The organism is Aliibacillus thermotolerans, from assembly GCF_027853235.1.
Classification (GTDB): Bacteria; Bacillota; Bacilli; order Bacillales; family Marinococcaceae; genus Aliibacillus; species Aliibacillus thermotolerans.
Genome location: NZ_WKJG01000072.1, coordinates 67543 through 88032 on the forward strand (window position 1 = coordinate 67543; position 20490 = coordinate 88032).

General features: G+C 41.7%; 24 protein-coding genes. All 24 read right to left on the reverse strand.

Going from position 1 to position 20490, the window contains the following annotated elements:
* Nucleotides 1–22: 22 nt before the first annotated feature.
* The 24 genes from GJS40_RS11355 to fliM all read right to left on the reverse strand — a co-directional run bounded on the left by GJS40_RS11355 (nt 23) and on the right by fliM (nt 20469).
* Nucleotides 23–817 (reverse strand): phosphatidate cytidylyltransferase, encoded by a 795-nt coding sequence (locus tag GJS40_RS11355; RefSeq protein WP_270897972.1) that lies wholly within the window; start codon nt 815–817, stop codon nt 23–25.
* A gap of 17 nt (nt 818–834) precedes the next feature.
* Entirely contained in the window at nt 835–1638 is an 804-nt protein-coding gene (locus tag GJS40_RS11360) for an isoprenyl transferase (protein ID WP_270897973.1), read from the reverse strand.
* A 73-nt stretch (nt 1639–1711) separates the two neighbouring features.
* Nucleotides 1712–2269 carry a ribosome recycling factor gene (frr, locus tag GJS40_RS11365; protein WP_270897974.1) on the reverse strand — a complete coding sequence of 186 codons (558 nt, stop codon included), beginning with the start codon at nt 2267–2269 and terminating at the stop codon, nt 1712–1714.
* Entirely contained in the window at nt 2270–2989 is a 720-nt protein-coding gene (gene pyrH / locus GJS40_RS11370; RefSeq protein ID WP_270897975.1) for a UMP kinase, read from the reverse strand.
* Between the two features lie 141 nt (nt 2990–3130).
* Nucleotides 3131–4009 carry a translation elongation factor Ts gene (gene tsf / locus GJS40_RS11375; RefSeq protein WP_270897976.1) on the reverse strand — a complete coding sequence of 293 codons (879 nt, stop codon included), beginning with the start codon at nt 4007–4009 and terminating at the stop codon, nt 3131–3133.
* A gap of 123 nt (nt 4010–4132) precedes the next feature.
* Nucleotides 4133–4894 (reverse strand): 30S ribosomal protein S2, encoded by a 762-nt coding sequence (gene rpsB / locus GJS40_RS11380; RefSeq protein WP_270897977.1) that lies wholly within the window; start codon nt 4892–4894, stop codon nt 4133–4135.
* 146 nt (nt 4895–5040) lie between these two features.
* A complete protein-coding gene (locus GJS40_RS11385) occupies nt 5041–5556 on the reverse strand; it encodes a DUF6115 domain-containing protein (RefSeq protein ID WP_270897978.1) in 516 nt (171 codons plus the stop codon).
* Between the two features lie 7 nt (nt 5557–5563).
* Nucleotides 5564–5866, reverse strand: a complete 303-nt coding sequence (locus tag GJS40_RS11390; RefSeq protein WP_270897979.1) for a hypothetical protein — start codon at nt 5864–5866, stop codon at nt 5564–5566.
* A 23-nt stretch (nt 5867–5889) separates the two neighbouring features.
* A complete protein-coding gene (locus GJS40_RS11395) occupies nt 5890–7290 on the reverse strand; it encodes a DUF342 domain-containing protein (RefSeq protein WP_270897980.1) in 1401 nt (466 codons plus the stop codon).
* A 32-nt stretch (nt 7291–7322) separates the two neighbouring features.
* Nucleotides 7323–8084: a FliA/WhiG family RNA polymerase sigma factor gene (locus GJS40_RS11400; RefSeq protein WP_270897981.1), complete on the reverse strand. Its 762-nt coding sequence runs from the start codon at nt 8082–8084 to the stop codon at nt 7323–7325.
* Between the two features lie 15 nt (nt 8085–8099).
* A complete protein-coding gene (locus GJS40_RS11405; protein ID WP_270897982.1) occupies nt 8100–8612 on the reverse strand; it encodes a chemotaxis protein CheD in 513 nt (170 codons plus the stop codon).
* Nucleotides 8612–9241, reverse strand: coding sequence for a chemotaxis protein CheC (locus GJS40_RS11410; protein ID WP_270897983.1), 630 nt, complete (start codon nt 9239–9241; stop codon nt 8612–8614). The genes GJS40_RS11405 and GJS40_RS11410 overlap by 1 nt, the downstream gene beginning before the upstream one ends.
* A gap of 18 nt (nt 9242–9259) precedes the next feature.
* On the reverse strand, nt 9260–10303 hold the full coding sequence (locus tag GJS40_RS11415; RefSeq protein ID WP_270897984.1) for a protein-glutamate methylesterase/protein-glutamine glutaminase: 1044 nt from the start codon (nt 10301–10303) through the stop codon (nt 9260–9262).
* The gene (locus tag GJS40_RS11420) at nt 10300–11172 is read right to left on the reverse strand and encodes a MinD/ParA family protein (protein ID WP_270897985.1); all 873 of its coding nucleotides are present in this window, start codon (nt 11170–11172) and stop codon (nt 10300–10302) included. The genes GJS40_RS11415 and GJS40_RS11420 overlap by 4 nt, the downstream gene beginning before the upstream one ends.
* Nucleotides 11165–12265 (reverse strand): flagellar biosynthesis protein FlhF, encoded by a 1101-nt coding sequence (gene flhF, locus GJS40_RS11425; protein ID WP_270897986.1) that lies wholly within the window; start codon nt 12263–12265, stop codon nt 11165–11167. The genes GJS40_RS11420 and flhF overlap by 8 nt, the downstream gene beginning before the upstream one ends.
* Nucleotides 12262–14295 carry a flagellar biosynthesis protein FlhA gene (gene flhA, locus GJS40_RS11430; protein WP_270897987.1) on the reverse strand — a complete coding sequence of 678 codons (2034 nt, stop codon included), beginning with the start codon at nt 14293–14295 and terminating at the stop codon, nt 12262–12264. Before flhA ends, flhF begins: the two co-directional genes overlap by 4 nt.
* A 33-nt stretch (nt 14296–14328) precedes the next feature.
* Nucleotides 14329–15411 (reverse strand): flagellar biosynthesis protein FlhB, encoded by a 1083-nt coding sequence (gene flhB / locus GJS40_RS11435; RefSeq protein WP_270897988.1) that lies wholly within the window; start codon nt 15409–15411, stop codon nt 14329–14331.
* Nucleotide 15412: 1 nt separating this feature from the next.
* Entirely contained in the window at nt 15413–16201 is a 789-nt protein-coding gene (gene fliR / locus GJS40_RS11440; protein ID WP_270897989.1) for a flagellar biosynthetic protein FliR, read from the reverse strand.
* 6 nt (nt 16202–16207) lie between these two features.
* The gene (gene fliQ / locus GJS40_RS11445; protein WP_270897990.1) at nt 16208–16477 is read right to left on the reverse strand and encodes a flagellar biosynthesis protein FliQ; all 270 of its coding nucleotides are present in this window, start codon (nt 16475–16477) and stop codon (nt 16208–16210) included.
* Between the two features lie 18 nt (nt 16478–16495).
* Nucleotides 16496–17176: a flagellar type III secretion system pore protein FliP gene (fliP, locus tag GJS40_RS11450; RefSeq protein WP_270897991.1), complete on the reverse strand. Its 681-nt coding sequence runs from the start codon at nt 17174–17176 to the stop codon at nt 16496–16498.
* Complete coding sequence (gene fliO / locus GJS40_RS11455) at nt 17173–17847, reverse strand: flagellar biosynthetic protein FliO (RefSeq protein WP_270897992.1); 675 nt, start codon at nt 17845–17847, stop codon at nt 17173–17175. Before fliO ends, fliP begins: the two co-directional genes overlap by 4 nt.
* Nucleotides 17848–17867: 20 nt before the next feature.
* A complete protein-coding gene (locus GJS40_RS11460) occupies nt 17868–18230 on the reverse strand; it encodes a response regulator (protein ID WP_270897993.1) in 363 nt (120 codons plus the stop codon).
* A 27-nt stretch (nt 18231–18257) separates the two neighbouring features.
* On the reverse strand, nt 18258–19478 hold the full coding sequence (gene fliY, locus GJS40_RS11465) for a flagellar motor switch phosphatase FliY (RefSeq protein WP_270897994.1): 1221 nt from the start codon (nt 19476–19478) through the stop codon (nt 18258–18260).
* Complete coding sequence (fliM, locus tag GJS40_RS11470) at nt 19471–20469, reverse strand: flagellar motor switch protein FliM (RefSeq protein ID WP_270897995.1); 999 nt, start codon at nt 20467–20469, stop codon at nt 19471–19473. Before fliM ends, fliY begins: the two co-directional genes overlap by 8 nt.
* Between the last annotated feature and the right edge of the window lie 21 nt (nt 20470–20490).

The window sequence follows — 20490 nt, forward strand, 5'->3', positions numbered from 1 at the left end:
TTTTACATATAAAATGACACGTTTATCCGAGCAGTTGGAAGAAATAAAGAATGGGCATGACAAACAATAAACTATCAAAACGATCTAAAATGCCTCCATGACCTGGTAAAATGGTACCTGAATCCTTTACTTGAACATGACGTTTTAACGCTGATTCTACTAAATCTCCAACTTGTCCAAATATGGATATGATGAAAACGAACAGCAGCAGTTGCCAAAAAGAAGGGAATAATGGGAAAAAGGAATAAAACAAAATGCCAACGAAGAGCGCTGTGCCGATCCCGCCAATCGAGCCTTCCAGCGTCTTTTTTGGACTGATCGCCGGCCAAAGTTTTCGTCTTCCCCACGTTTTTCCAACAAAATAGGCCCCTGTATCAGTAGACCAAATGAGAAATAAAATGAGTAATACGAGTAAAAATCCCGTTTCCTCCACAGCGCGTGCCACGAGGAGATGATGAAACCCATACCCTATATAAATGGCAGAAATCGTCACGAAACCAGCGTCATCATATGTACGAAAGTTTTTTGTAAGTACCGTACAGAGAAACAGTAAAAAAACACCGATGACAAACCATTCCCATGAAGTGAACCAGCTCCAACTTTCCCACCAATTGTCCGGAAGTAATAACGCCATCATCATGAACATTCCTATAAAACTCATAGGAGAAACGATCGGGAGCCCTTTCATACGTAACGTTTCATACATGGCAACGATTGCAATAAGTATTACCGCACCTGTAAATACGTAACCACCAATGTAGACGACGCTCAGTAAAAATAATGCACCGAAAAACCCTGTAATAACCCGTTCCTTCATCGTTTATCCCCCATCTATTATACGCCACCATATCGCCTTTGTCGTTGTTGATATATAAGAATCGCCTCCACAAAATCTTCCGCTTTAAAATCCGGCCATAATACATCTGTAAACCAAAATTCACTATAAGCTAATTGCCAGAGCATGAAGTTGCTTAGACGTTTTTCACCACTCGTCCGAATGAGTAAATCAGGGTCAGGCAGTCCTTTACTTAATAAGTGCGATTCAATGACTTGTTCATTAATGTCAGAGGAATGAAGCGAACCCTCTTCTACTTTTTTAACGATGTTTTTTAATGCTTCACTTATTTCTCGTCGCCCTCCATAATTGAGCGCAAAGTTTAAGATGAGACCGTTATTATTTTTCGTCTCTGTCACTGCTTTGTTCACTGCTTTTAACGTATGTGCAGGTAAAAGGGATTGATCTCCCATAATCCTCACTTGGACATTGTTTTTCTTTAGTTTCGGCAACTCTTTATGAAGGAACTGTTCAGGAAGGCGCATTAAAAAATCCACTTCACTTTTCGGCCTTTTCCAATTTTCCGTAGAAAATGCATATAAAGTTAGATACTTCACTTGTAGGTCGTTTGCTTTTTCGACAATTTTGTGAATCACTTTCATTCCTTCACGGTGACCTGCAACGCGGGGAAGACCTTTTTTTTGCGCCCAGCGACCATTTCCGTCCATGATGATTGCAATATGAGCAGGAATTTTTTCTATATCTAATAACTGTTCATTCTTTGTATGTTCTGGTTTCTTCGTGTGAAAAAATCGCTCCATGACCATACGTGCACCAACCTTTACAATCTTGAATTTGTTCATCCATGGTGCAAAAAAACCCTCTTTTCAGCGAAGAGGGTTTTATCAGCATGCTCTTATTGTACCTTGATTTACATTAAACTTCCATAATTTCTTTTTCTTTATCTTCTGCTGCTTGATTAATCGTGTCAATGTTTTTGTCGGTAATTTGTTGGACTTCATCTTGATAACGACGTAATTCGTCCTCTGTAATTTCTCCCTCTTTTTCTTTTTTCTTTAATTCATCATTCGTCTCTCGGCGAACATTTCGTACCGCTACTCGCGCCTCTTCTGCATATTTATTCACCAGTTTGACAATTTCTTTCCGACGCTCTTCCGTCAGTGCCGGAATTTGAATTCGGATGACATCGCCGTCATTGTTAGGTGTTAAACCAAGATCCGCTTTTTGAATCGCTTTTTCAATCTCACCGATGGATGATTTGTCAAAAGGGGTCACAACTAATAAGCGCGCTTCGGGTACTGCAATGGTCGCCAATTGATTCAGCGGAGTGGCTGCTCCGTAATAATTTACCATCACTTTATCGAGCATGGCCGGGTTTGCTCTACCTGCCCGCAATGTTCCAAGCTCTTTATATAGGGCCTCAATGGACTTTTTCATTTTTTCGTCTGCATCTTGAAGCAGTTGATTCGGCATTCAATCATTCCCCCTTACAATCGTTCCAATTTCTTCTCCTAGCACTGCTTTTTTAATATTTCCTTCTTCCATGATAGAGAATACTAAAAGTGGAATATTATTGTCCATACATAATGTAGAAGCAGTATAATCCATGACACCGAGCCCATCATTCAATAAATCTAAATACGTTAATTCACGGTATTTTTTAGCATCTCGGTCGATGGAAGGGTCTTTATCATAAACACCATCCACTTTGTTTTTCGCCATTAAAATCACTTCTGCTTCTATTTCAGCAGCCCTAAGCGCAGCAGTTGTATCTGTTGAAAAGTAAGGATTTCCTGTTCCTGCAGCAAAAATAACGACACGCTTTTTTTCCAAGTGGCGAATCGCTTTTCGACGTATGTATGGCTCTGCCACTTGTCTCATTTCTATGGATGTTTGAACTCGAGTTTCCACGTTATTTTTTTCTAAACTATCTTGTAGAGCAAGCGAGTTCATTACCGTCGCTAACATCCCCATATAATCGGCTGTTGCTCGGTCCATTCCTTTCGCACTGCCTGCCATACCACGCCAAATATTGCCACCACCAACAACGACAGCCACTTCTACTCCTAATTCTACAATTTCCTTAATTTGCAAAGCAACCGATTGGATTACATCTGGAGAAATACCATATCCTTGCCTTCCTGCCAATGCTTCCCCACTTAATTTTAATACAACGCGACGATATTTGCTCACTACTCTGTACCTCCCTCTCTTTGATGAAAAAGTGACTTCATTTTCCGCTAGAATTTTCCATAAAAAGAAAGGGCTAAAGAACTGCTCAAAAGAGATTTCAGGCGTTTGAGCAGCTCCGCCTTCGAGCCCTTGTCACGTTTGTTATTTTTTCATTTGTGAAGCTACTTCATCCGCGAAATTTTCTTCGCGTTTTTCCATTCCTTCGCCGACTTCATAACGTACAAAGGACTTCACGGAAGCGCCTTTACTTTTTACATATTTTCCTACTTTTTGATCGCTATCTTTGACGAATTCTTGATCAAGTAAGCACACTTGTTCAAAGAACTTGTTCATACGGCCTTCCACCATTTTTTCCACAATTTTTTCCGGTTTTCCTTCATTCAACGCTTGCTGTTTCAATACTTCCCGCTCCCGGTTCGCTTCTTCTTCCGGCACTTCTTCCCGAGAGACATATTTTGGATTGATGGCAGCAACATGCATCGCTACATCTTTGGCCACTTCTTCATCTGTTGTTCCTTCAAGTACCGTGAGAACGCCTATGCGGCCCCCCATGTGAAGGTACGTACCAAATGCGGCGTTGTCGCTTTTCTCCACTACTTCAAAGCGGCGAAGAGAAATTTTTTCTCCGATTTTTGCAATTTGGCTATTAATATAGTCTTCAAGTGTGCCGTCATCCATCTTGCTTTGTAGCGCTTCTTCCGTATTTTTCGGAGCTGTCGCTAGTAAATGTTTAGCAATCGTTTGCACTAACGCTTGGAAGTTTTCATTTTTCGCAACAAAATCCGTTTCTGCATTTACTTCTACAATGACCGCCTTATTTCCTTCACTTACAACCGAAGCAAGGCCTTCCGCTGCTATCCGATCCGCTTTTTTCTCCGCTTTGGCCATTCCTTTTTCCCGCAAGTAGTCAATTGCTTTTTCAATGTCTCCGTTTGTTTCTGTCAATGCTTTTTTGCAGTCCATCATCCCTGCGCCTGTTTTTTCCCGTAGTTCTTTTACCATGCTTGCTGAAATTGCCATATTTATTCCTCCTAGCAAATAATAAAGGTGATAAAAGGGCACTCCCCTTTTACCACCCTTTGTGATGATTCTTCCTGTGCAACTGGCACTTTTTATTTAACAATTTATGAAAGTAGTAGAAGGTTAAGAAATTGTCTCTTCTGTTTCTGTTTCCTCTTTTGCTACTTCTTCTTCGTTCTCAGAAACAACCGCTTCTTCTGAATTTCCTTGGGTTGCTTCAATGACAGCGTCCGCCATTTTGGACGTAAGCAGGCGAACAGCACGAATCGCATCGTCATTTCCAGGAATGACTTTATCGATTTCGTCCGGATCACAGTTCGTATCAACAATGGCGATGATAGGGATATTTAGCTTCCGCGCTTCTGCCACCGCAATGCGTTCTTTCCGCGGGTCCACGATAAAAACCGCGTCAGGCAGTTCATTCATCTCTTTAATGCCACCAAGAAACTTCTCTAAACGTTCTTGTTCTTTTTTAATCAACATAACTTCCTTTTTTGGTAGAACGTCAAATATTCCATCTTCTTCCATTTTTTCAATCTCTTTTAAACGAGCAATTCGCTTGCGAATCGTTTTAAAGTTTGTGAGCGTTCCACCTAACCAGCGTTGGTTAATATAAAACATACCGGAACGAATCGCTTCTTCACGCACGGAATCTTGCGCTTGTTTTTTCGTTCCAACAAATAAAATTTTTCCACCATCCGCTGCAACTTCACGCACAAAGTTGTACGCTTCCTCTACCTTTTTCACTGTCTTTTGCAAATCAATAATGTAAATGCCGTTTCTTTCCGTAAAAATGTAGCGGCTCATTTTTGGGTTCCAACGACGTGTTTGATGCCCAAAATGAACCCCAGCTTCTAAAAGCTGCTTCATCGAAATAACTGCCATCTTATTTTCCTCCTTTTGGTTTTATTCCTCCGTCCACTTCCTCTTCACTTGAGACCGAACATTCGGCACCGTCAAGATGAATCCGTTGGACGTGTGTTGTACACCGAGGATTAATATACCATAGGTCATAGTTCAAAGCAAGTACATTACTGGTCGTTCTTATAAAGCTTTAAAAAAAGTTCCACTTCTCCTTTGCCAATGTCTAATGTTTTAGCAATTTCTTCCGTTGTCTGTCCTTCTTCAAATAAAGAAAGTACCCGTGACTGTAAAGTTGGTTGAAACGTTTCTTTTTCTTCCTTGTCATCCGGAAGAGGCGGGGTATACAATTCACGTTTGGTCGTCACTTCTTTTATTGGCGGGGGTGCAATCGTACGATTCAGAAGCGATTCCTCTTTCTTTTCCGTGTGCAGTTTCGATGATAAAGAGGACGCTTCTTTCTCCTCTTCCCGTTTTTCAATCGTTTGATACATTTTTTTTAATTGTTCATTTTCTTTTTTTAATTCTCCGACATAAAATGACAGCAATTCTTCCATATCTTCTCGCATGCCATACAATTCCCGCCGCTCTTCTTTTACACGACGAATATCTTGATAAAAGATAAAAAGGAAGAAAAAAACAACAATATGAAGAAGGAGACTACCGGTTAGTAATAATGTTGTCATGATCATCCTACCCTGTTATATCGATTGTCTTTCCTTTATATGGATGAGGGACTTTCTCTTGTTCATTTTTCTTTTTATGTTGTTTTCTTTTCTGTTGTTCTTTCGGTGAACTTTCTTGCTCAAAAAATCGACTTTGCTCTGTTTCCTCCTGCTTCGTCACTTGTGAGCGCATTTCTTCTTCTTTCTTCTTTTGCGCGTCGGCTAAACGGTCTTGGGTTTCTTGAGCACGTTGTTGTAACTGCTCTTGAAGTTTCCCAACGTCTTGCGTACGCGGAAGCGCTACTTGTAATTCTACCGCTTTCCAACCCATCGTGATACCTCCCGATATGAATGTTATACATGGGTTGCCCCTCGAATAGATATTTCACTATCGATAAATTGAATATTCACATAGGAGTACGTGGTGTTTGTTTTTCGTCGGTATTTCCCAAAATGAATGTCCACATTCGGATGAATAACGTTTTCCACGATAATGATGCCGCTATGTTGATTGGCATAAATATCTTTCATATCTTGTAATTTATCAGCCGCTTCTACCGCCCGTTTTGTCCATTGTTTTAATGTATTTCTGGCGCGTAATTTCATCACTTTTTCTTTCGGTGACAAAGGAAGTTCGTTTTTTTCTTTTCGTTCAAAAGCGCGGAGCAATTTTCGTATTTTTGTCGTTTCTTCTTTCGCTTGTCGCAACATGTCTTCTTCTCGTTTCATATCGGCTAAAAAATGGTGAGAAGCTCCAATGAACAAAGCGGTCGCGGTATTCATTGCGTTTCCTATTTCTTTGGCGTGAATTTTTTTCCCCGCAGAAATCTTTCCTCCAACAATTTGTCCTTTACTATCTTTACACAACACTTCTTCCCCTGCTTCACAGACACTATGCATGATCGTTTGACGAATATAAATCGCTCCTCCTGCCTGTAAATGGGCTTCATTTAAGTAGAGGGCATGAATATCTTTAGTTGCTTCGATTCGTCCTTTGCCTTGGGCGGAGACTCCCCCTGAAATGAAAATTGAACCACCTGCTTGCAATGTGGATGCTTCGACCATTCCAAAGATGTGAATGTCTCCTTCTGCTTTGATCTCATAGCCGGATGGCACATTGCCTTGCACCGTGACGCTTCCGGTAAAATCAATGTTTCCTGTTTTCATGTCCAGATCGCCACGGACTTCATATACGGGATGTACGTGAATCATACGTTTTTGAACACTCACTTGGCCGCCTTTTGTCGCGTAAATCCGATTGCCCTCAACTCTCGTATTTTTTCCCGGACGGAGGGGGAAGTCCCGGGGCTTGCGAGCAGGAAGTCGTTCTCCCGTCACGGCCATCCCGTCCTCCCCGGGAACCGGATCTATTTTTTCTCCGGCCAGGTCTCCTTTCTTTACCATCGGGATATCCATAACTTCTTTTAAATTCACTCGATCCGTTTCGTCTGTAGCCTTTGCGTTGTCGACCTTCATATATGGCGAAGTTAAATAAGCATCTTGACCAGGAATGGGAGCTTTTCCACGTGCGATTTCAAGCGGGGTTTCCGTTTGAAATGGATCTTCTACAAGTTGGTTGACGTGGGCTTCAATAATACCATGAATCACTCTTTTCGTTTCTAAAAATGTTAACCACTCTTCTTTCGTCCATTTTTCCTCTTCTTTCTCTTCTTCCGGTAGAGTTTTTTTTCGAAGCACAGTAGCATGTAGTTTGTCTCCGCTTATTTTGACGTGGAAAAAATCATGAATATCCAAAACTCCCCCCTCCTTTCACGGAAAATAGCGCATTACCATCGTTTTTTCAATATTTGTTGGAGACGAAATAACGCTTTTGAATGAATTTGCGAAATTCGAGAGACGGATAAATTCATCACGTGACCAATTTCCGTGAGCGTTAATTCTTCTTGATAAAATAAGCTTAATACCATTTGTTCCTTCTCGTTTAAATTCTCTATTGCTTCCGCTAATTCCTCTAATAAATTCGCTTTTAATGTTTCTTCCTCCGGTGTTAATGTATTAGCATCTTGTATAGTAGATTGAAAGGTTTCCTCTTTTTCACCTTCTGGCGTCTCCTCATGAATCGACAACAAGTTCGCAAAAAACGTTTCATTCATGACTCTTCTCACTTCTTCTTCACTCATATTTAATTTTTCAGCCACTTCTTCTTCTGTCACAAACCGACCATATGTTTGTTCTAGTTGAGACATCGTTTCTTCAATTTTTTTCGATTTCTCACGCACTGTTCGTGGCAGCCAGTCTTCTTTTCGCAAACCATCCATAATTGCCCCGCGAATTCGAATAGAAGCATAGGTGTCGAATTTTAACTCTCGTGATAAATCAAATTTTCTCATCGCATCGTATAAACCCATCATCCCGTGACTAAACATATCTTCTTGGGAGACATTTTTTGGCAACGTTGCGCCCACACGTTGCACATGATAATGAACGAGCGGCATATATGCTTCCAGCAGACGATCTCCTGCTTCTTGATCTGCTTCATTGATCCACTTCTCCCACCATTTTGCATAAGCGTGTGACGTTGGGCGCATGTCCTTCTCCTCCTTCTAAATAATCGTTTCTCCTTCATGAATCGTGCGAATATGCAACTCTCCTGTTTCGGTGTGAAACGTAATCGTCCTTCCTTTATTTCCTCCTGTATCTTCCGCAAGAATGGGAATGTGGTAAGAAGAAAGAATCTTTACGATGGCTTCGCGATTTCTCGGACCGATGCGCATTAAATCATTGCCGGATGAAAAAGAGAACATTTGCGCACCACCGGCCATCTTAGCTTGTAAGCGGCGCTTGTCGGAACCTTTTTTTTGTAAAGCAACAATCACATCCTCCAACGCCGTATCTGCAAATTTCGCTCGATTCATTGCTTTATTGCGGGCAAGAGAAGAATCCGGCAACATAATGTGAGCAAGGGCGGCAATTTTTTTCATAGAATCGTATAAAACGACACCGACGCACGAACCGAGACCCGATGTGCGGATCAAATCGGGAGCTACGGCAATTTTCCAATCTGCCATTCCTACTTTCACGATATGATTTGCATCATGGAGCGGAAGCCGGGTCATTACAATTCTACTCCTAACGCTTGGAAAATCCGTTTAAATGCTTCCGGATCAGGCAAAAGAAACAACTGTCCGGTGGAGACATTTTCATTTTTATCCGCTTCTTTCATGACAGTATCAATGACAATGACATGATCATTTGCAAGTGACGCTTGTACAAGGCCTGTATCTAACAAAGCCCCTGCCATATCTACTGCAAGAGATGGAACAGACGGTTGCATCGGAATCGCCAGAAATTGAGAAATGGCAGATAAGTACGAACCTGCCAAGATGTTCCCTAATTCTTGTAAGGCAGAAATCGTCATCTCATCCGTTGCATCTTTCGTAATCGTAACCGTCTTTCCTGTTAACGTGTGCGCTAATTCTTCCGCTTCTTCCTGTTGAAAAATGATAAACATGCTGCCCGGGGCTTCTCCGGTAATGCGAAGAAAAGTGGCCGCCACAACAGTTTCTTCTCTCCCTGCCAAATTTTTTGCTTCTTCAAAGTCGACGAGACGGACAGATGGCACTTCGATATCGATTTTTTTATTTAATAGTTGCGATAATGCCGTCGCAGCATTTCCCGCACCAATATTCCCTGCTTCCTTTAACACATCTAAATGAAATGCTTCTATTTTCTCATGAATTCCCACGATTTACTCCCACCTTTATTAAAAATGCATATTTAAATACGGAGCAATTTCATCTAAATCAAGCGTCGCATCTACTTCCAATCGTTCTTTCACCGATTTGGGCATGCCGTATACAATTGCCGTTTTTTTCGATTCTACTAACACGAGACTGTCTTTTTTTTCTTTCAGTAAAGCCATTCCTTCCGCGCCATCACTGCCCATTCCTGTCATAATGAGCCCGGCGATAGAGTAGTCCGACAAAGAAAGAAGGGAACGAAGTAACACGTCGACACTTGGCGCATGCCCATTGTACGGTGGGTCATCCAATACTTCGACTGACAAGGAACGACCAATCATTTTTGCTTTCATCTGTTTGCCGCCGGGGCAAATATACGCTGTACCAGGTTGCACCAGTTCCCCATGTTCTGCTTCTTTGACGGCAATATCACTTAATTGATTGAGCCTTTCCGCTAAGGAACGAGTGAAACCGGGCGGCATATGTTGAACGATGAGAATCGGTGCGGAAAAATCTTTTTTTAAACGAGGAAGGACCGCTTGTAATGCTTTCGGTCCCCCGGTCGATGTCCCAATGGCTAGTAATTTTTTTTGGTTCATCAATGTCTTTTTTCTTTCGCCATGCATCCTTTCTTTTTTCGAAATGCTGTTTTCTTTTTCTTCTCTGTTTGTGGTGGCGTTTGCCGCCGCTTGAATTTTGTAAAGAAGTTCGTCTTTTACGGTATGTAAATCAAGGGAAATGGCACCAGATGGTTTGGCGACGACGTCTACAGCACCTTCTTCCATTGCTCTCACGGTAAGCGCTGCTCCCTCTTGCGTATCCGAACTCACTATAATGACAGGAAGCGGGCAGTTTTTCATGATTTTCTTTAACGTTTCCAATCCGTTCATCTCCGGCATTTCCATATCAAGGGTGACGACATCAAAAGAAGTTTTCTGCAATTTTTCATAAGCAATTTTTCCGTTTCTTGCTGTATCTTTTACTCTCATCCCCGGGGTGCTATTGATAAAATCAGAAATCAATTTACGCATAAAAGCAGAATCATCTACAACGAGTACCTCGATCATTTCTGCTTCGTCTCCTTCTTCAAAAAACTAGTGAGCTTTTGAATAAAGCCACTGTACGATGTTGCTTTTACTTCTTTCCCTAAATATTGAAGGGCTGTTCGTTTTACTGCTTTCGTTGCCGGAGAAGCGGGGTACAAAACGCAAAATGGTTGCTGGGCTTTTACTGCTTTTAACACGTGCTTATCTTGCGGAATACTTCCTAAAAAGTGAATCTCTTTGTTTAAAAAACGTTTCGCTACCCGCTTTAAGTTCTCGCTCGTTTGCATGCCTTCTTTACGCGACTCTTCCCGATTCACAATCACGTACGTCGGAATGGTTGAATCTTTTGCATGGATAAATTTTAACATTGCGTACGCATCTGTAATTGCCGGAGGTTCCGGAGTCGTAATGAGAAACAGTTCATGGGAAGCAAGAATAAATTGTAAGCTATCTTCACTCGCTCCTGCGCCCATATCAAATATAATGTAATCAAAAGCACCTTGGAGTAACTGCAATTGTTTCATAAACCGCACTTGTTTTTCTTCATCCAGTCGAAAAACATTCAAAAGCCCACTCCCACCAGCAACGATTGGAATGCCGAGAGGTCCTTTTTCAATAATATCCCAAATGGTGTAGTCATGTTCCAGTAAATCAACGACATGGTAGCGAGGCGACACCCCGATCAAAATATCGAGATTCGCCATGCCGATATCTAAATCAAAAAGCAGTACTTTTTTCCCTTCTTCTTGGAGAGATAACGCAAAGTTCAAAGATACATTCGATTTTCCTACGCCACCTTTCCCACTGATGACAGCGATCACTTTCGTATCAAGGGAAGTATGCTTTCTTGCTTCCACCATTTTCCGTAAATTATGGGCTTGGTCATTCATGGCGCCCCTCCTCTAAAAGCCAATCGACAATCCGTGTTGCATCCGCAATTTCAATATCATCCGGTACGTTTTGTCCCGTCGTTACGTAAGCAACCCCTTTATTTGCTTCTGTCACGAGATTAACCATCGCGCCTAAGGTCGATGTTTCATCTTTTTTTGTAAACACAAAACGATCAATTGGAATATGGGAAAATTGGTGTACGATGTTTTTCATATCTTTATATTTGGAAGTGAGAGATAACACTAAGTAAGTGGTCATCTCTTCATTGAAATCAATCATCGTTTGTAATTCTTTCACGTATTGTTGCTTTTGAAAATTTCTACCCGCTGAATCTACGAAGATCACATCTTTGTTTTGAAATTTTTCTATCGCACGTTGAAAATCAGCAGGGGAATAAGCCACTTCCACCGGTATGTTTAAAATTTTTGCGTAAGTTTTCAGCTGGTCCACCGCAGCGATTCGGTACGTATCAGTGGTGATAAATGCTACTTCTTGTTTCTTCTCTAAGTGATAATAAGCAGCTATTTTGGCTACTGTCGTCGTTTTTCCTACTCCGGTCGGTCCGACTAAATGTATAATTTTCGGCCCGGAAGTGACCGGACCAAAAGACAACTTTTTCATTTTTTCTATGAAAAAGTCACGGGTCTTTTCATACAACAGCGCATCTGTCGGCGCATCACTGCGATACCAAGTAGCAAGCAGTTCTTCTACCACTTGCTCGCGTAAGTAAGGAGATACTTCTTGTTCTGACAACATCTGGTCAATTTGTTGAATTTTTTCCGGTAATCTATCTTGACTCGAAAGGGAAGCGGGAGAAGAGATGGAAGCGACGACTTTTTTTAATTCCTCCACTTCTTCTTTTAAATCCTGTTTTTCAGGCGGAACGTGTTTTATTTCGTTCCAGCGAGGGCGTTGTCTTTCCTCTTCATCAATCGCTGCAATGACTTCGATTTTCTTTTTCGTAAACAAGCCGAAAAAGCCTCCGGTGACGATGCGTTTCGAATTTAAAATCACAGCTTCTTCCCCGAGATCCGCACGAATCTTTTTCATCGCTTCCGGCATATCTTTTGCGACAAACTTTTTTACTTTCATGTCACCACTCCTACGCTCTGAACTTCAACGTTCGGCTCCAATTCATTATAAGATAGAATCGGAACTTGTGGTAAAACACGTTCCGTCAGTTGACGAACGTACATCCGAACCGCCGGAGAACATAAAATAATTGGAGACCGTCCCATTTGACTTAAACGTTCCGCTTCTTGATGAATAGCTTCCACAATTTTTTGCGACTCTTCTGGTGGCAAACTTAAATAATTTCCATGTTCTGTCTGCTGCACCGCTTCCGAAATGGTCTTTTCTACTTGAGCACTTAAAGTAGCCACATACAAGGTTTCGCCTTCCGGTGCGTATTGTTTTGTAATTTGACGAGATAACGATTGCCGGACGTATTCGGTAATAAGCGTCATATCTTTTGTTAAATGGCCATATTCAGCCAACGTTTCAAAAATCACTGGTAAATTACGAATAGAGACATTTTCTTTTAATAAATTCGACAACACTTTTTGAATATCTCCAAGTGATAGCGGGTTTGGCGTCACATCTTCGACAAGGGTCGGATAACTTTCTTTTAAATGATCGACCAGTTGCTTCGTTTCTTCCCGGCCGAGTAGCTCGTGGGCATGGGCTTTAATCACTTCCGTTAAATGAGTAGAGACCACAGATGGCGGGTCGACAACGGTATATCCTGAAAGCTCTGCTTGATCTTTCATATCTTCCCCAATCCATAGCGCTGGAAGACCAAAAGCAGGCTCAGTCGTTTCAATCCCTGTAATCGATTCATCTTCCACCCCTGGACTCATTGCCATATAATGGTCTAACAGTAATTCTCCCCGTGCCACTTCATTCCCTCTAATCTTAATGACATATTCATTCGGTTGCAATTGGATGTTGTCTCGAATGCGAATAACAGGAACGACCATCCCCATTTCTAACGCCAACTGACGGCGAATCATCACGACGCGGTCAAGTAAATCTCCCCCTTGATTCGCATCGGCAAGCGGAATGAGACCATATCCGAATTCAAATTCAATAGGATCTACCGTGAGCAAATTCACCACATTTTCAGGTGTAGTCATATCCGGTTCTTCTTCCTCCGCCGCCACTTCTTCTTCCGTTTCTTCGGACAACTTCTCTTCCGCTCGTTTTAACGTAAACCCTAACAGAAAAAGGGCTCCTGCAATGATGGTGGTCGGTAAAAAATGAATCGGAGTAAAAATTCCTAATAAAAAGATGACGCCGGCCGCCACGTACAACATCGCCGGAAAGGCAAAGAGCTGTTTCGTCACATCATGTCCTAAGTTTCCTTCAGAAGCTGCTCTCGTGACGACAATACCTGTTGCGGTGGAAACGAGAAGGGCTGGAATTTGCGTGACTAAACCATCCCCAACCGTAAGAAGGGTATAAGTGCTTGTGGCATCTCCAAAGCTCATGCCGTGTTGCATCATTCCGATCGCTAATCCGAAAATCATGTTAATCAAAACGATGACAATTCCGGCGATCGCATCTCCTTTTACAAACTTGCTTGCTCCGTCCATCGCCCCGTAAAAATCCGCTTCTTGTTCAATTTTTTCCCGACGGCGCTTCGCCTCTTCATCAGAAATAAGTCCCGCATTTAAGTCCGCATCAATACTCATTTGTTTACCCGGCATCGCATCCAAAGTAAAGCGCGCCCCTACTTCCGAAACACGCTCTGCCCCTTTGACAATCACTACAAATTGAATGACGATGAGAATTAAGAAAACAACAAACCCTACCACCACATTTCCACCGATCACAAAATTCCCAAACGTATCAATCACATTTCCCGCTTCTGCTTTTCCTAAAATGGAACGAGTTGTGGAGACGTTTAATCCTAACCGAAACAACGTCACTAAGAGTAACAATGTCGGGAAAATGGAAAACTCTAACGGCTCTTTCGTATTCATCGATACAAGAATAATGAGAAGAGCAAGAGAAATGTTCAATAAAATAAGTATATCTAATAACCATGTTGGTAATGGAATAATAAGCATGACAACGATTAAAATGACACCTAACAATACTGAAAAATCTCTTGCTCTCATAGAAGAATACCCCTTTGTTCCTTTACATTTTCTTTATCCTTGTTCATCCCGTAAACGATACACATAAGCCAACACTTCAGCAACCGCTTGAAACAACTCTTCAGGTACTTCATCTCCAATCTCGGTTTTTTCATAAAGCGCTCTTGCAAGCGGTTTGTTTTCCACTTGAATGACATTGTGTTTTTTCGCGAGTGTTTTCATTCGGAGGGCGACAAAGTCCGCTCCTTTCGCCATGACTTTCGGCGCGTCCATATGCTCTTCTTCATACTTTAATGCGATGGCAAAATGAGTTGGGTTCGTGATGATGACGTCTGCTTCCGGTACTTCTTGCATCATCCGTTGCATCGCCATATCCATCTGTTTCTTTTTCCGCTTCGATTTAATTAATGGATCTCCCTCCATTTTTTTATGTTCATCTTTCACTTCTTGTTTTGACATTCGAATTTGTTTTTCATGATCATATTTTTGATACATGTAATCCGGAATGGATAAAAGCAGTAAGAGGAGTGCAACCGAGATTCCTATCATTCCCGTTAAAGAAGCGATTTGACCGAAACCGTCCATTAAATCTTTTTGCGACAAAAATAATAAAGAATCTAAATGAAACCAAATAATAGCAAACACAAGGATACCGACGAGGGTAATCTTAAGCATGGATTTCAAAAATTCCACGAGCGCACGCAAAGAAAAAATTCGTTTCAACCCTTTCAGCGGATTGACTTTTTCTAATTTAAATTTGATCACTTCTGGTGTGAACATAAAACCTACTTGAAGCACGGAAGCCCCAACTCCAAAGATGACGGCAATGAGCATGATAGGAAACAATATCAAAGCCGTTTCAAATGCCAGTTCTTCAAAAATCACCGGGATCGTTTGTTCGTTAATATCCCAAGTGATATATTCCGTTAATACTTGCCTTAACATCGAAAACAAAAACGTCCCGAGAACCTCTGCATAAAAAAACAGAAACAAAAAAACTGCAAATAAAATCAACGCCGTATTGACATCCGTACTTTTGGCAACTTGTCCTTTTTTACGAGTATCCTGCCGTTTTTTCGGAGTGGCTTTTTCCGTTTTCTCTTGGGAAAAATATTGTAAGTTAACTTTCCACTTCATGTTAGCTGCCTCCAAAAAGCTCCATCAACGTCCGCATCGTGACAAACATTTCGTCAAATAATCGGTCTGTGAGTAAGAAAAAAGCAGGTAAAGAAATAGCTAATATAGGGAGTCCCGCAAAGATTTTAAGCGGAAGTCCAACGACAAACACATTCATTTGCGGCACGGCACGAGACATCATCCCAAGAGCCACATCGATTAAAAACAAAGAACCAACCACCGGAAAACTCATTTGAAACGCCACCGCAAACATCGTCGTAAAAGCAGTCATCGCTTCCCTCACCACGGCTTCTTCTCCAAACGGCAAAAATAATTGGTCGATCGGGATAAACGAATAACTATAATAAATTCCATCAAGAATGAGATGATGGCCATCTGTTGCAAGTAAAAACAACAGCGCGAAAGTATATAAATATCCTCCCATTAACGGGCTTTGAGCTCCCGTTTGCGGGTCAATGACATTCGCAACGAGAAAGCCGAACGCAATATCTAAAAACATCCCCGCCACTTGGACGGCATACATTAACATACCAGCAATGAAGCCAATGGATAGACCGACGAGAAGCTCTTTAAATAATAGTAAAAAGTATGTGTTGTCAAAGACGATCGTCTCCTCAGGTACGTCAATGGCAAACGCGAGAATCAAAGCGAAAAAAACACCGAGTCCTATTTTGAAGACAGCAGGCACATTTCGATAAGAAAATAAAGGCATGCTTGTGAAAAAAGCAAGGATGCGCACGAGCACTAATAAAAAGATGGCCCACTGTTCCAACAACATCTCTAGCGTCATAAGCAACTACCCTATAAATTGATGTAAATTGTTTAAAATTTGATACGTAAAATGGACAAGTTGCGACAACATCCAAGGTCCAAACAAAACAAGAGAAGCGAGTACTCCTAAAATTTTCGGAATAAATGCAAGGGTTTGTTCTTGTATTTGTGTCGTCGCTTGAAAAATTGCAACCCCAAACCCGAGCAAAAGTGCAATGATTAAAAGGGGACCGGCAACAAAAAAGACAGTTAAAACCCCATTTTCTGCGATGTTGATGACAGTCTCCGCAGTCATCCTCATTCCCCCTTCGCGCTAATAACTGATCAATAAAGATTCGACGACTAAATACCAACCGTCCACAAGGACAAACAATAAAATTTTAAATGGGAGTGAAATCATCACCGGAGGCAACATCATCATTCCCATTGACATCAAAACACTCGCCACGATCATATCGATGACGAGAAACGGAACAAAAATCAGGAAACCAATTTGAAAAGCAGTTTTTAATTCGCTAATCGCAAAAGCAGGAATCAGTGCCGAAAGAGGAATATCATCAATGGTCTCTGGTCGGTCCATCCCGGCATATCCCATAAACAAAGAGAGATCTTTTTCACGGGTATGTTCTGCCATAAATGATTTAATCGGACCGGAAGCTTCTTCAAAAGCTTCTTCTTGCGTCAATTCTCCGTCAAACATTGGAACGAGGGCGTCTTCATACACTTCGGAAAACACCGGTGACATAATAAAAAATGTCATAAATAATGCCAAACTAATTAACACTTGGTTTGGGGGCATTTGTTGCGTCGCCAGCCCCATACGAACGAAAGATAATACGACGACGATTCTTGTAAAGCTCGTCATTAAAATGAGAATCGCCGGTGCAAGAGATAAAATGGTAATGAGGAAAATAAGTTGTAACGTCGTTGCTAAGTTTTCTGGGTCATCACTAATAAAATTACCAAAATCAACCGCCGGAATAAAAAAAATCATGAGTCAAACTCCTTTAATTGTTGACGAGCTTTTTTCCTCGTTTGCGACATTTCTTGCAATTCTTTCTCCATCAACTCGGAAAAAGGAGGCTGCTTCTTTTCTTCGTTTTCGTCTTTTCGGACAAACCGATTCCATATCGCCGTCCCTTTCTCTTTCCAATCATTATCATTCGAAGGATGCTGTTCCATGAGCGCTTCGATTTCTTCTTCAGAGTCGATTTCTTTTAATAAATGAATCGAATCCCCAACACCGATAACGAGCAAGCGCTCCCCGACTTTGATTAATTGCACCGATTTATTTTGACCGAGGGGAACGCCGCCCAGGTTTTGAAGCGTCTGATGCGATTGAAATTGTCTAGTCCTTTTATTCATCCATTTCAACAAGACATACATAAAACCTACGACCACAATTAAAGCGAAGAAAAGGCGCAGAAAGAGCGAAAATAAACTTCTTTCTTCCATAAACGTGGGTTCTTGTTCCGCATCGGTTTCGTCATTAAAGGGGATGCTTTCTTCTTCTGAATCAGACGCATCTTCTCCCGGTTCGCTTTCTTTCTCTTCCAACGTGTCTAAAATGGTTCGGTTTTCATCTTCTTCTCCACCCACCGGGAAAGGAGAAAGAAAAAGAAAACAGATCAAGAAGAGAAAGAGATATTTTGTTACCTTACGCATGATTTGTCATCCTATCCATGTTAGCCAAGGGTTTTATTGATTGCTTCAAGCACGCGATCCGCTTGGAACGGTTTCACAACAAAGTCTTTTGCCCCTGCTTGAATCGCATCGATCACCATTGCTTGTTGTCCCATCGCAGAGCACATGATTACTTTCGCATTCGGGTCCAACTTTTTGATTTCTTTCAAAGCAGTAATACCATCCATTTCAGGCATCGTAATATCCATTGTCACTAAGTCCGGATTCAGTTCTTGATACAGCTCCACGGCTTCTTTGCCGTCTTTTGCTTCTCCTGCTACTTCATACCCGTTTTTTTCTAATATGTCTTTGATCATCATCCGCATAAACGCCGCATCATCGACAATTAATACAGAATGTGCCACTATTTCATCCCCCTTGTCAATACCCAGTCATTGTTTTAAATGTTTTATCCGATCTGCTCGGCTTACAATATCTGTCACTCGTACCCCGAAGTTTTCATCGATTACGACGACTTCTCCTTTTGCAATTAACTTTTGATTCACTAAAATATCCACCGGTTCTCCTGCCAATTTATCTAGTTCGATAATCGATCCTTGCGTAAATTCTAAAATATCACCAATGGATCGCTTCGTACGCCCCAATTCCACCGTGACTTCCAGCGGAATATCAAGGAGCATCTCTAAATTTCGCGCTTCTGATTCGTTTAAGGACGGCGTGTCAAAAGAAGCAAAAGCAGCAGGTTGTACTCGCTTGTTTGTCGCATCCATCGTTTTGCCACTGTCTAATGAAGCATGGTCTTGGGTTGGTCGTTGCGACACTTCTTCTTTCGGCGACTCTTCCATGACCGGCTCTGCTTTTGGAGGCGGGGTTGGATCCGGTGCAGGTGGTGTCGGCTCTGGTGCCGCTACCGGCTCTTCCATTTGCAAGCCAACTTCCGTTTCCGGATTCATTAAATCGCTCACCATTTGAGTAGCAAACGGAATACTCAATAATTGCATTAACGAAGAGTCAATTAAATCGCCAATTTTTAAGCGAAATGCCACTTGGACGATATTGTCTTCATCCGGCAATTTATCTGTTCCTTCGCCTTCTTTCACATCCAACATGTCAATCCCTGGTGGAGAAATATCAACTCGCTTATTGAAAACCGTCGACATGGACGTCGAAGCAGAACCCATCATTTGATTCATCGCTTCCTGAACCGCGCTTATATGCATATCATCCAATTCTTCCGACGGAGAACTGCCATCTCCTCCTAACATTAAATCAGCGATAATTGCAGCGTCACGGGAATGGATCACTAGTAAATTCGTTCCTTCAAACCCTTCTGTATATTTCACATGAACAGCAACATGAGGTTGTGGAAACTCTTCATCCAATTCATCGTATTTAATGATGGATACGGTAGGGGTGGTAATCTCTACTTTTTGTCCCAACAGTTCCGATAAGGCAGTGGCTGCACTACCAAAGGAAATATTGCCGATTTCACCGAGGGCATCTTGCTGAATTGGATCTAAATAATCGTCGATGGAAGAATTTAATGATGTTTCTTTTGTATCACGAAGCTCTGATTCTTCTTCCCCATCGTCTCCTTCGACACTTTTTAATAATTCATTGATTTCTTCTTGCGAAAGCATGTCATCATTCATCCGTCCATCCTCCCATCTCTTCTAATACTTCTGTCACTTGTACCGCCATCCGTTGTTTTCTTTGTCCCGGTTGACCGTAAAATTTCGGCTCCCCACCAGCATAAATGACGAGTGGTTGATCAATATTTTGGTCCAATTCAATGACGTCCCCTCGTTGTAAATGTAACAACTCTTCCACGGTAATCTGTGAATGGCCAAGAATGACTTTTAAGGCAACTTGTGTTGATTTTAACGTCTGTTTCAGCGCTTCGACTTCTCCTTCTTTTCTTTCCTTTTTCTTCGTTTGCATCCAATGGTGCATCGTTAATTTCGGTAATATTTCTTCTAACACGACATGGGGTAAACAGACGTTAATCATTCCGCTCGCTTCTCCGATCGTCGTCGACAGGGAAATGACAACGACGGTCTCGTTCGGTGACACCATTTGTAAAAATTGCGGATTCACTTCTAAATCAGCCATCACAGGGTCAATTTCAATCATCGATTCCCAAGCGGTTTGAAAGGTCTCTAACATGCGGTGAAACAATTGAGTGATGAGCTTCGTTTCAATTTCCGTTAAATTTTCAACTTTGTTCATCCCTGTTCCTTTTCCGCCGAGAAGTCGGTCCAACATCGCATAACCGATGTTCGGGTTCACTTCAATTAAGAGCCGCCCTTCCAAAGGATGTGCTTCAAAAACATTCAACAAAGTCATTTTTGGAATCGATCGAATAAACTCTTCATATGGGATTTGATCGACGGATGCGACATTCATTTGCACAAATGTACGTAGTTGAGCAGAAAACGTTGTCGTCAATAGGCGTGCAAAGTTCTCATGAATTCGTGTTAAACTTCGTACTTGATCTTTGGAAAAGCGAAGCGCACGCTTAAAATCATAGGTTTTAATTTTTCGTTCGGATTCTTCTTTTTTTAATTCATCTGCATCCATCTCCCCTGTTGAGAGCGCAGATAAGAGAGAGTCTATTTCCCCTTGAGAGAGTACATCTGCCATTTGCCATCACCTCGATTCGCC